The sequence below is a fragment of the Pseudomonas sp. S3_B11 genome, assembly GCF_054667715.1.
The window spans coordinates 485,255-496,966 of the sequence record NZ_CP162749.1 but is presented as its reverse complement, the minus strand read 5'-3'; the positions used below and the strand labels follow the sequence as shown (position 1 = coordinate 496,966).

9 protein-coding genes are annotated in these 11,712 nt (G+C 59.7%); 4 read left to right on the top strand and 5 right to left on the bottom strand.

What is annotated here, in order from left to right; translation table 11 throughout:
- Positions 1–59 precede the first annotated feature (59 nt).
- On the top strand, positions 60–1,307 hold the full coding sequence (locus AB4O22_RS02315; RefSeq protein ID WP_039013834.1) for a hypothetical protein: 1,248 nt from the start codon (positions 60–62) through the stop codon (positions 1,305–1,307).
- A gap of 4 nt (positions 1,308–1,311) precedes the next feature.
- Here AB4O22_RS02315 and AB4O22_RS02310 read toward each other — a convergent pair whose 3' ends face one another.
- From AB4O22_RS02310 to AB4O22_RS02295, 4 genes are all read right to left on the bottom strand, one after another.
- Positions 1,312–1,857, bottom strand: coding sequence for a GNAT family N-acetyltransferase (locus tag AB4O22_RS02310; protein ID WP_003205171.1), 546 nt, complete (start codon positions 1,855–1,857; stop codon positions 1,312–1,314).
- Between the two features lie 2 nt (positions 1,858–1,859).
- Positions 1,860–2,498, bottom strand: a complete 639-nt coding sequence (locus AB4O22_RS02305; protein ID WP_003205173.1) for a LysE family translocator — start codon at positions 2,496–2,498, stop codon at positions 1,860–1,862.
- A 24-nt stretch (positions 2,499–2,522) separates the two neighbouring features.
- Complete coding sequence (locus tag AB4O22_RS02300; protein WP_003205175.1) at positions 2,523–2,939, bottom strand: NUDIX hydrolase; 417 nt, start codon at positions 2,937–2,939, stop codon at positions 2,523–2,525.
- A 542-nt stretch (positions 2,940–3,481) separates the two neighbouring features.
- Positions 3,482–3,814 carry a DUF6124 family protein gene (locus tag AB4O22_RS02295; protein WP_003205177.1) on the bottom strand — a complete coding sequence of 111 codons (333 nt, stop codon included), beginning with the start codon at positions 3,812–3,814 and terminating at the stop codon, positions 3,482–3,484.
- Between the two features lie 585 nt (positions 3,815–4,399).
- On the opposite strand from AB4O22_RS02295, the gene AB4O22_RS02290 reads away from it, so the two are divergent.
- Positions 4,400–5,332 (top strand): IS110 family transposase, encoded by a 933-nt coding sequence (locus AB4O22_RS02290; RefSeq protein ID WP_460095826.1) that lies wholly within the window; start codon positions 4,400–4,402, stop codon positions 5,330–5,332.
- 619 nt (positions 5,333–5,951) lie between these two features.
- Here the strand turns inward: AB4O22_RS02290 and AB4O22_RS02285 are convergent.
- Entirely contained in the window at positions 5,952–7,319 is a 1,368-nt protein-coding gene (locus tag AB4O22_RS02285; protein WP_460095824.1) for an HD domain-containing phosphohydrolase, read from the bottom strand.
- A gap of 227 nt (positions 7,320–7,546) precedes the next feature.
- On the opposite strand from AB4O22_RS02285, the gene AB4O22_RS02280 reads away from it, so the two are divergent.
- Complete coding sequence (locus AB4O22_RS02280; RefSeq protein ID WP_039013839.1) at positions 7,547–9,838, top strand: GGDEF/EAL domain-containing response regulator; 2,292 nt, start codon at positions 7,547–7,549, stop codon at positions 9,836–9,838.
- The gene (locus AB4O22_RS02275; protein WP_060614112.1) at positions 9,835–11,709 is read left to right on the top strand and encodes a putative bifunctional diguanylate cyclase/phosphodiesterase; all 1,875 of its coding nucleotides are present in this window, start codon (positions 9,835–9,837) and stop codon (positions 11,707–11,709) included. The genes AB4O22_RS02280 and AB4O22_RS02275 overlap by 4 nt, the downstream gene beginning before the upstream one ends.
- Positions 11,710–11,712 lie beyond the last annotated feature (3 nt).

The following is an 11,712-nucleotide window of genomic DNA, read 5'->3' as shown; positions in this document are numbered from 1 at the left end:
TCGCGCTCTGATGGTGTCTGTCCCGAATCAGTTCAGGCACCGCAGCCGAGGAGAAAAAGATGAACAGCCTCCGCAACTCATCGCAGGCCGACGCAGCTCTTGAGCTGTGGCCCATGTACATTCCAGGATGGAAGACACCCGTGCTGCCGACAGGGACCTACCACGGCGGCATTCCCCTGACCATTCACTCGCCGTCCATCCGCCTGTACATGGTGATTGATCCGCTCAAGACACTCTCTAAACCACTGGCCATCGATGATTCCGTGGAGCTGTGGGTCAATGGCCAACCGACATCAGTGATCAAGATCATCAAGGTGGGCGAGGAGAACGACCGCATAGACATGGAATTGCCATGGGGATGGCTGGTGAACGGCGCAAATACAATGTTTTACCGAGTGACTCGGGTCAGCCAGAATCACGATGACTCGCTCCCGATCCTGGACCTGCTGTTTCATTACCCGCCATCCGAGATCACCGTCAGCCATCCGGCCAGCGCCAACCCCGCACAGCCAGGCACGTTTACGTTAACCCGCAGCTACCCGCGCGAATATGATGGGGTGACACTGACCGTGGGGACTTGGAGTAAAACGATTCCCTATGTTCATCCCGCCAACCCAATCACTTACACGTTGACGGCCGCTGACCTTCAGCAGATCGGCGACGGCACGCATCCGGTGAGCGCCCGGATAGTTGATCAATTGGGCAACAGTAATGTATCGACGACGAGCTCCATCATCATCGGCACGGCACCGGTGGAATGGGAGGATCACTACACTTCACTGGCGGACGCTTATAACGGCTGGATTCCCTATCTGGCGGCTCGTTCCGGATCTATCCGTCAGCACGTCATGAACCATCAATTAGTAAACGCGTTTTTCAACTTCACCGACCAAGGCACCCCATACGGCTTCGCCGGGGTCATCCTCTATCAAGACTTCCTGTTCATTCCCGGGCAATACCAATTCACGTTCGAAGGAACCCATGTTGCCGACAACAGCCACATTCCGGGGCTGGTCAACCCGATCCTTTACCCAGATACCGGCATGCCGCAATGGCGTGGCGTTCCCCGCCATGTCCCCAAGGATGGAGTCTGGTACGTGTTTTCAATCGTATTCACCATCATCGAAAGAGGGACGGTACGAATGTATATAAACAATGACCAGGATGGCAGTAACGGTAACGATTTCGGCATACGAAACATAAGAATCGTGCGATTGAACAGTGGAGCAGGAAGCATGAGTGCGCCTGCGCAGGAATCCGATTTGCCCGTCTATACCGGTCCACGGCCAGAGATCAAATACCCTTGACCGATTATCGGGACAGGGGCGAATCGACCTCTTCGCACTTGATCTCAGGCATCGATATCTGGCGCCACATGTGGATTTTGTCGAAGTAATCCTCGCCCACCCGCACTGCTAAAGGTTCAAGTCCGAACTGGATGAAGCCGCAGCGCTGGTACAACTTGAAGGCGGCCTCATTGCCGGCGGTAACGGTGAGCTGGATGAGTTTCAGTGCAGGATGGTTTTGCGCCTCGGCCAGTGCTGCTTGCACCAGCTCATGACCCCAACCGTGCTGACGAAAATCGGCCGACACATACATGCCAAACAGTGTTGCCTTGTGGCGAGCCTTTTCCCGCGCTTCGAAGGCCAGGCCAACGATGCCGGCCAACTTGCCTGCTTCGAACGCGCCCAGCAGCACATCGAGCTTGCTGGTCAATCGCCCCTCCCACCAACTCAACGGCATCATTGCCCGCTCCCGCACACTGGAGGTGAACGCCTGCGGATGGCAATCGTAGGCTTCAAGCATCAGCTCGCGGTAGGCCAGGGCATGACTGGCATCCAACCGTTCGATCCACATGCTCACGCCGTCCTGCGTTGTTCAAGCATCAGTCGCAACGCCAGCGCACCGAGGACAAACCCCATGAAGTAGCGCTGCGCCGCCAGCCACGTCGGGTTGTGGACGAACCATGAGGCAATGCCTGCAGCGAACAGGGCGATCAACAGGTTGACGCTGAAACTGACGCTGATCTGGGTCAGGCCCAGGATAATGCTCTGGGTGAACAGCGAACCGTGTTCCGGACTGATGAACTGCGGGAACACCGACAGGTAGAACACCGCGATCTTGGGGTTCAGGGCGCTGGTGAGAAAGCCCATGGTGATCAGCTTGCGCGTCGAGTCCGCCGGCAATTGCTGGGCCTCGAAGGGCGAACGCGCGCCCGGCTTGACGGCCTGCCAGGCCAGCCACAACAGGTACAGCGCACCGGCCCACTTCAATACTTCATAGGCCACAGGCACCGCCAGGAACACCGCCGTCAACCCGGCGGCCGCGGCGAACATGTGCACGAAGAACCCCGCCACCACCCCCAGCAGGGAGGTGACGCCGGCCTTGCGGCCCTGGCAGATCGAACGGGAGATCAGGTAGATCATGTTCGGGCCGGGCGTCAGTACCATCAGCAACGCGGCGGCGGCGAAAATCAACAGGTCCGGCAATGGAATCATGAGCGTCAGTCCTTGAGGCGTGAATCAGCAGGTAGCGAGAAGTGTCGCTCGATAAAACGGCAGGATCACCTCGCCTGTCAACGGTGCCAGCAAAAGATTGCTGTCGCCGGCCGGGTCGATCCAGCACACCTCTTCAATTTCGGCAGCCGGCGAAACCGGGGCGTCGATGCTCAGCAAAAACACCTCGGCCTGCACGACAAACCCCGGCTCGTTGGCCGCCGGAGCGCTGAATACGCCCAGGTAACGGGCCTGTGCCGGGTCGATCTGCAGCCCGAGCTCCTCCTCCAGCTCACGGGCCAGCGCCTGCACGGGCTGTTCATGGGCCTCGATCTTGCCGCCCGGCTGCATGAAGGCCCGGGTGCCGCGCTTGCGCACCAGCAAGGTTCGACCATCCGGCCCGAGCAACAGGGCGGCGGCGATGCGGATGAGGGAAGTGGTCATGGGTGATCGAAGCCTTGGCCGGGAAAGTGACGGGGAGATTACAACGCGTAGGGGTGGGAGCAAAGCCTGGTGCTGGACTAAAAATCAGTGCAGTTCCTGTGGTCAGTTTCGACCGATTGGGGTTGGTGTGTATATCCGTTGCTGCGGTCACGGCGACTTAGGGTTCCGCCCTGACGGCGGCTCACTTTTGAGAAGCCCGGAAGCCGGCCCAGTCAAAAGTAAACAAAACGCTCCTGCCCCACCACTCGGTGCCTCGCCTAGGCTCGGCATGCCTGAACGAAGGCATTGCTCCGTGGGCCCACCGCGAAGGGCCATCCATGGCCCAGCGCGGTTAACGGGGCGCCGAGATCAACGTCCGCCGCGAGGCGGCCTAGTAGCCGGCCTGGCTCTTGCGGTCGTACACCTCATCAGATCTGTGGGAACCATCAGATCTGTGGGAGCAAAGCTTGCTCGCGAGGCGGCCTGACAGCCGACCTGGCTCTCCCGGTCGTACCCCGGTCCAATTGTGGAAGCGAGCCTTCTCGCTTCTGCGCGCGGTGTGGTCAGGGTTGTGTATTGACGTTGTCCAGCATCCGATTCGCCAATAAAGCGCCCAGCTCGATCAGTTGCTGAATGCCAAGGGCAACATGGCGTCGCGAGCCTTTAAGGTCGAAGGCAAGGTCGCTGACCATGGCATCGGCTGAGGCCAAAGTTTCGCTGAGGTTGGCCAGCAGGCTTTCGGTGTCGACACCGTCCACGACGGTGAACAGTTGACCTGAGGGCTTTTTCTTTTTGGCTTGAGGCTTGGGGTCGAGATAATGGTCGATGGCGCGCTTGGCGGCTTCATCGAGTTCTTGGGGATCGGTTTCGGGGGGATTGGGTGTGGCTTTGAACATAGGGTGACACTCCGTCTACAGGTTGGAGCTGCCACGTTCGTTTCCAAGCGAGGGGTGGCAGCCGTACGCAGGTTGGAAAACCGGGGTAAACGAGCCCGACAGACCCGAAGGTCTCCCGCGCACAGCTGCCATAACGAAAGCATGGTCAAAAAACGACCGCAAGCATACGTCATGAAGGGCGCTTTCGCGCCGTCTACTTATCGGATTTCCAAGCCCGGCCGCTGAATTTGCAGCGACGGGAAAAGACTAGCGACAGCCCTTCCCACCCGGCAACCGCCAGAGTTCGTCGGAAAAATCTGCTGCAACCCGGAGGATTGTCCGACCATTCCCACAATCCTGGTCGGCTGTCAGGCCGCCTTCGCGAGCAAGCCCGCTTGTGTCTTGCGCTGCGATTAGACTGAAGATGAGAGCGGTGGGCGGCAAGCTGAACGCCCGAAGTGCTTAAAGCACGTGTGGGAGCCCATGCTGCCACTCACCTCTCCACTCTGGTCATTGAGCCCGAACAGTTGAACGAGCCCACCTCGAACAGTTACAAGCGTGGGCCAAGCCAGAGCGCTCTCACCTTGAGTGTAAGAGGGTTTGGCTATGTTTTCCTATCCAGCAGGTATTGATGTTTCCAAAGACAGTCTTCAGGTTCAGGTTGATCTGTTAGATGTCGGGGTGAGTTGCCCTAACGCCGAGGGTGATTTTCCTGGATTAATTGGTTGGCTACTGCTCCATCAGGTCGGTCGCGTGTTGCTGGAAGCCACAGGCGGTTACGAACGAAACGTCATGAAAGCGCTTCAGGCTGCAGGCTTTGAGGTCATTCGGATCAACCCTTGCCGTGCCAAGAACTTTGCCAAAGCAATGGGACAACAAGCTAAAACCGACCCGATAGATGCGCGCCTCCTGGCACAATTTGCAGCGGTTATCAAATCTGCTAACAGCCGGGTCACAAGTGCCGAACAGGACGACTTACGCGCACTGGTCCAGCAACGGGAAAACTTTGTTCAGCAAAGAGATGACGACAAGCGCAGACTTAAAACGGCCTCGTCTGAGGCAGTCAAACCCGCGTTGCAGAGTCATATCGACTATCTATGTGAAGCCGTTAAGCTGATAGAAAAATTGATCCGTCAAAGCGCTGAAAGCCTGGACCGTGAAAAAGTTACTCGTCTGCGCTCGGTTAAGGGGATCGGTCTCGTTACGGCGGCTAGTGTAATGGCCTATCTTTCAGAGCTCGGCGAGGTTGGCCGGCATCAGATCGCTGCATTAGCAGGTATCGCCCCCTACAACGACGATAGCGGTACGCACAAAGGCAAACGCTACATCAGTGGCGGTAGGTTCGCCGCCAGACGCGCTCTGTATATGGCCTGCTGGTCTGTGATCAGGTTTCAGCCTGACTTCAATGCGCGGTATAAGGCGCTGCGCGAGAGAGGTAAATGCGCCAAGGTTGCGCTCATCGCATGTATGCGAGTCTTGTTGGTACGTCTAAACGCAATGATCCGGGAGGGTTCTGAGTGGAAGGGCCGCATCGCCTGAATTGTGATTATGGGAATCCCCTTCAGACTTGCATAGCCCAGAGCTGTGGGAGCCTCGCTGTCCCTGGAAAAGATGGCTAAATAAATCATCCAAGACAGTTGCTCCCACAATGGGATCGGGGTACGACCGGAAGAATCAGGTCGGCTGTCAGGCCGCCTCGCGAGCAAGCTTTGCTCCCACAGATCTGACAGGTGTACGACCAAGAGAGCCAGGTCGGCTACTAGGCCGCCTCGCGAGCAAGCTTTGCTCCCACAGGTCTGATGGGTGTACGACCAGAAGAGCCAGGTCGGCTCTAAGGCCGCCTCGAGGTGGACGTTGATCTCGGCGCCCCGTTAACCACGATGGCCGAACGTAGGTATTGCGCAGTGGGCACCTCGGCATGGATGCCGAGGTAGCCGCGCTGGGCCATGGATGGCCCTTCGCGGCGGGCCCACGGAGCAATGCCGGAGTGAGGGCATGCCGAGCCTAGGCGAGGCACCGAGTGGTGGGGCAGGAGCGCTTTGGTTACTTTCGCGCTTTTCGAAAGTGACCCGCCGTCAGGGCGGAACCCTAAGCCGCCGTTACCGCAGCAACGGATATGTACCCAATCCAATCCAATCCAATCCACCCCAACCCCCAGTCACCCCAAAATCGGCTTCGGCGCCGCAGGGTCGGCCTGCTCTTCGGGGATCTTGACGAACACGCTGTACCGCGCACCCTCCATCGATTCGAAGGCAATGAGTTTTTCGATCAACGGCCCGCTCAGGATTTTGCCGGCGTTGAGCAGCAACATACCGTTGTCGGCATTGAGGTTGCGCGCCAGGATCATCCCCGCGGTCAACTCGCGCGTGGTGGAGACTTGTACCGTCGGGTCCGACAGGGTCACGTCTTCCAGGTATTCGGCACACGCCTTGATGAAATCCTCGATCATATCCGGGTCATACAGCTTGCCAGCGTACTTGCGAATGTAGACCAGCGCTTCGTCGCTGTTCATCTGCCGCTCCAGGATCAACCCGCGCTGCAGCTCGATGAAGTCCACCGCCAGTTTCAACAGCCGCGCACCGAACGGAATGGCCTCGCCCCTGAGGTGCTCGGGGAAGCCGCTGCCGTCCCAACGCTCCTGGTGATGGCGAATGATCCGCGCCGCGTCCTTCATCGGGTCCAGGGTCATCAGCAGCGACTCACTCTGCTTCGGATAGGCCCGATAGAGATCCAGTTCGTTGTGGTGCAGCAAGTCGGCGGGCGTGACCATCATGTTGTCGGTCCAGCTCAGCTTGCCGATGTTGTAGAGCGCCGCGGCCATGGTCAGGTCGCGGTCGGTGGACTCATCGAGGAAATGCAGCCGGCTATAGACCCTGATCAACTCGATGATCTGCCGGTTGGTCTGCTTGGCCTTGGGCAGGCGCAGGTTGGCAATCAGCGAAAACACTTCGGTGCTGGTCACATAACTGCGCTTGAGCTCGTCATAGGCCAAATCGAGCATGTCGGCGGTCTGCTGCAGCTCGGAGGTGCGCGACGCCACGCGTTTTTCCAGGGTGGCGTTAAGGGTCTTGAGTTGCTGGTTCTGCTCGCGGTTCAGCGCTTCGAGGCGCTGGCGCTCGCTTTCGGAATGCTGGTGGGACAGGGCCTGGCGCAAGGCCTGCACCAGTTCCTCATCGTTCCAGGGCTTGCTGAGGTAGCGATAGAGCTGCCCCTCGTTGATGGCCTTGGTCATCATGTCCACATCGGCATAACCGGTGAGCAGGATGCGCAAGGTCGATGGGTACAGCTTGCGGATCTCGGCCAGCAATGTGGCGCCATCCATGTTCGGCATGCGCGCATCGGTCATCACCAGGTCGACCGGCCGCTCCTTGAGAATTTCCAGGGCCTTGGCGCCACTGTCGGCCAGCAGGATCTCGTATGGCTGGCTGCGTAATAGCCGACGCAGGCTATTGAGGATCGACTCTTCGTCATCGACCAACAGCACCGCTGGCTTTCTTACCGGAACATCCTGCGATTGATCTTCCATTTGAAACCCCCTCCTATTCACGACAACCGTTCTACCTTACCCCCGAAATACAGGCTAGTAGATTGCGAATATTTAGACACATTTGCCATCACTGACCGAGCGTATCCCGATGAGGCGACTATGCTGTACCCCATGAAGGGCCAAGTACAGGCCGAATACTCATGCCAGCGAAAGGGATATCAGATGTTTCCAGGGTTCTATAGTCAGCATCAAAACGGTGCACGGCCATGAGCCTGCCGTTGGATAAAACCAATCGGCGAATCCTGATCGTCGACGACACGCCGACTATCCATGAGGATTTCCGCAAGATCCTCAGCCCCGAGGCGAACACCCAGGACAGCCTGAGCAGCGCCGAGCAAGCCCTGTTCGGCTCGCCTGTGGCGGTTTCCTGCATGAGTTTCGTGCTCGATTCGGCATTCCAGGGCATGGAAGCCCTGAACAAGGTCGAAACGGCGCTGGCCCAGGGGCAACCCTTCGCCATGGCGTTCATCGACATGCGCATGCCGCCGGGCTGGGACGGCCTGGAAACCATCGAACGGCTGTGGCGCGCCGATCCCAAGCTGCAGGTGGCCCTGTGCACCGCTTACTCGGATTATTCCTGGGAAGACATCGCCGATCGCCTTGAACTGGGCGATCGCCTGCTCATCCTGAAAAAACCCTTCGACGCCATCGAGATCCGCCAGATGGCCAGCACCTTGACCGTCAAATGGCAGATGACCGAAGACGCGGCGCTGAAAATGGACATGCTCGAGCGCGCGGTCGAGGAACGCACTCGCGAACTGGCCGACGCCAACATCATCGTGCAGAACAGCCCGACCATTCTCTATCGCCTGCGGGGCGAGCCGCCGTTCGCATTGATGTACATCTCCCACAACATCACCAAGTTCGGCCATTCCGCAGCGCAACTGACCAATTCTCCGGACTGGGCGCAAACCCTGATCCACCCCGACGACCAGGAGAAGGTCCATGAGGCCATGGTCCGTGTCCTGGACCGCGACACCGCAGGCGCGTCCATCGAGTTCCGCATGCGCACCGGCGACGACACGTACCGCTGGGTAGAAAACCGCTACATCCCGGTGCGCAACGAGCAAGGCCTGTTGCTGGAAATAGAAGGCATCATCCTCGACATTACCGAGCGCAAGCTGGCCGAAGAGAAAATCGCCCTGCTGGCCCGCACCGACGGCCTGACCGGACTGGCCAACCGCGCCACCATGATCGAGCGCCTGCACCAGGCCTTCGCCGCCGCTCGTCGGGGTGCGGCGCCGTTTGCGATGTTCTACCTGGACCTGGACCACTTCAAACGGATCAACGACACCCTGGGTCACCCCATCGGCGACCTGTTGTTGCAGGAAGTTGCCAAGCGGATCAAGGGCTGCACCCGGGAAAACGACGTGGTGGCACGCCTGGGGGGCGACGAGTTCGCCATCCTGCAACTGGACGTCCATGAAGCGACCCATTGCGCCGCGCTGGCGGGCAAGATCCGCGATACGCTCGTGGCGCCCTATTCCCTGGACGGCAACGACGTGCGGATCTCGGTGAGCATCGGCATCGCCCTGTACACCCCGCAGAGCCTGAGTGCCGACAGCCTGATGGCGCAGTCCGACATGGCCCTGTACCGCTCCAAGGAAAAGGGCCGCAACCAGTACCATTTCCATAACGAGGAAATTAACCAGGAAGTCACCGACCGGGTCGCCCTCGCCAACGACCTGCGCCAAGCCATTGAAAACAATGAACTGCACTTGCACTACCTGCCGGAAGTCGACCTCGGCAGCGGCAAGATCCTCGGCATGGGCGTGCAAGTACGCTGGAACCATCCCCAACGTGGCTGGCTGGAACCGGCGGTCTTCATGCCCGCCGCCGAGAAAACCGGGATCATCATTGGCCTGGGGCACTGGGTGCTGGACCAGGCCTGCCAACAAATGCGCCAGTGGCGCGACCAGGGCATGGCGCCCCCGGTGATCGCCATCGACCTGTCCCTGACCCAGCTCAAGACCGGGCCGGAACTGATCTACGACGTGCTGCGCACCACCGCGCGCTGGGAACTGGCGCCCTGGGACCTGCGCTTCGACGTCACCGAAGCCACCCTGGCCCAGACCAAGTGGACCCACAACGACGTGCTGCCGCGCCTCTGCGAATTGGGCGTGCAGATCGCCATCGATGATTTCGGCACCGAGTACTCCTCGTTCGATTACCTCAAGACCTACCGGGTCAATCACCTCAAGCTTGCCCAGCGTTTCCTCGACAGCGCCAACGCCGACCCCGAAAACGCCACGACGTTGCGGGCGATCATCAACTTCGCCCGGGACGTGGGCATCGGGATCATTGCCGAGGGCGTCGAGACTCAGGAGCAACGCACCACGCTGATGTCCAGCGGCGGGGAGATGCAGGCCCAGGGGCATTACTTCAGCACCGTGGTCGACAGCGACCAGGCCGCCGAACTGCTCAAGGCCGGCACCATCGTTCCGGCGACAGACCACTGGACCCGACCGGCGAGCCAGCTATCGGAGAGCAATCCATGAATCCAATGTCGGTACCTGCCAACCGGCGAATCCTGGTGGTGGACGACACGCCCGCGATCCACCAGGACTTTCGCAAGATCCTCAGCCCCAGCGCCGGCAGCGATGACTCACTGGACGACACCGAGAGCCTGCTGTTCGGCACCCCGCAGGTCAGCCGGCTGCAATTCCAGATCGACTCGGCCTACCAGGGCGAGGAGGCGCTGGAACTGGTCAAGCGCGCCCAGGCCGAAGGCCAGCCCTATGCGCTGGTGTTCGCCGACATGCGCATGCCACCGGGCTGGGACGGCCTGCAAACCATCGAGGCGCTGTGGGAGGCCGACCCGCGCCTGCAAATCGCCCTGTGCACGGCGTTCTCGGACTACTCCTGGGAAACCATGTCCGAACGGATCGAGTTCGACGATCAGTTGCTGATCCTCAAGAAACCCTTCGACACCCTGGAAATCCGCCAGATGGCCAGCGCCATGACCTGGAAATGGCAGTTGGCCCAGGATGCGGCAAGAAAAATGCGCAGCCTGGAACGCACGATCGAAGAGCGCGTCCAGGAATTGCTCAAGGTGTCCCACCTGCTGCAATACGACGTGCTCACCGAGTTGCCCAACAGCATGTTGCTCGGCGACCGCCTGACCCAGGCCATGGCCCAGTGCCGCCGGCACGACCGGCAACTGGCGGTGATGTTCATCGGCCTGGACCGCTTCAAGCGCATCAATAACGCGCTGGGCCATCCCGTGGGCGATGAAATGCTCAAGCGAGTGGCCCGGGCACTGGCGACCGTGGTGCGTGAATCCGATTCGGTGTTTCGCTACGGTTCCGATGAGTTCGTGGTGGTACTGGGAGATGTCGTCGACCCGCAACAGACCAAAGGCGTGGCCGACAAACTGCTGGCGGCCATCAGTTCCCCGCAACCCATCGACGGCCATGACCTGAGCGTCACCGCGAGCCTGGGCATCAGCGTGTACCCCACCGACGGTTTCGACGCCGTGGCGCTGATCAAGAAAGCCGAGACAGCGATGCGCAACGTCAAGGAAACCGGCCCCAACGACTACCGGTTTTTCACCGAAGACATGAACCGCCGGGCCCGACAGCAACAGACCATCGAATCCGGCCTGCGCCTGGGCCTGCAACGCAAGGAATTCGTGCTGCATTACCAACCCAAGCTCGACCTCAAGAGCGGCAAGGTGGTCGGTGTCGAGGCGCTGGTGCGCTGGGACAGACCGGATCATGGCCTGGTCTATCCCTCGGATTTCATTCCAGTGGCCGAGGACAGCGGCCTGATCGTTCCGCTGAGCCAATGGGTGCTGCAGGAAGCCTGCCAGCAGGCCTGCCGCTGGCAAGCCCAGGGCATGCGCCCGCTGTACCTGTCGGTGAACATCTCGGCCATCGATTTTCGCCAGCGCGGCTTCGTCGAAGGCATCGCCCGCACCCTCAAGGAAACCGGCCTGGCTCCGACACAGTTGGAACTGGAGATCACCGAAAGCGTCCTGATGCAGAACGTCGATACCACGGTCGCCATCCTCAAGGCCATCAAGCAGCTGGGGATTCGCCTGGCCATCGACGACTTCGGCACCGGCTATTCGAGCCTGAGCTACCTGCAGAAATTTCCGGTGGATGTGTTGAAGATCGACCAGTCGTTCGTCGGTGACCTGAGCATCGACAGCAACGACGCCAAGCTGGTGAGCACCATCATCAGCCTGGGCAAGAGCCTGAACCTGCACATCATTGCCGAAGGTGTGGAAACCCTCGAGCAGTTGGAATTTCTCAAGAAGCACCAATGCGAGGAGGTCCAGGGTTATTACTTCAGCAAGGCCGTCGAACCGCAGGCCTTCGCCGACTGGATGACCGAGTGGGAAAAACGCCAGAACCCGTTTTCGTGAACA